The organism is Allobosea sp. 05T433 (assembly GCF_056396065.1).
This window is the reverse complement of record NZ_JBFTKS010000132.1, coordinates 1-419: the sequence shown is the minus strand read 5'-3', so window position 1 is coordinate 419 and position 419 is coordinate 1. Positions and strand designations below refer to the sequence as shown.

Here is a 419-nt window from a genome sequence, read left to right as displayed (position 1 = left end):
GATATCGTGAAGTCCCGCGTTGACCGGATGATCGAAGGATTGGGCATCGATGTGCCCGACAACCCCCTGCATGATCGCTATTACGGCCTGATCGATTTCGAGTTCTGGGCGAACAAATATGTCGGCCCCGAGGTGGTGAGCTACATGAAGGAGCACGTCCACCCGCTCGACATCGTCTTCCGCCTCGCCGAGGACCACGGCATCGTGCTCTTGAACGGCGGCGGCTTCCACGCCCCCGATTGGTCGGTGCGCGTCTCCTTCGCCAATCTCGACGACGAGGTCTACAGCCAGATCGGCCGCGCTACCCGCGCGGTGGCGCGTGGCTACCGCCAGGCCTTCGATGCCTACAATCTCGCTCTCGCCAAAAAGCCCTGACGCGCGAGAGCGGCAGGAGTGAAGGTGTGGGCAGGTGATTTCCT

1 pseudogene is annotated in these 419 nt (G+C 62.1%); it reads left to right on the top strand.

Annotated elements, in window-relative coordinates:
* Nucleotides 1–375, top strand: a pseudogene (locus tag AC1DGP_RS35350) (aspartate 4-decarboxylase); the annotation flags it as partial.
* Nucleotides 376–419: the final 44 nt, after the last annotated feature.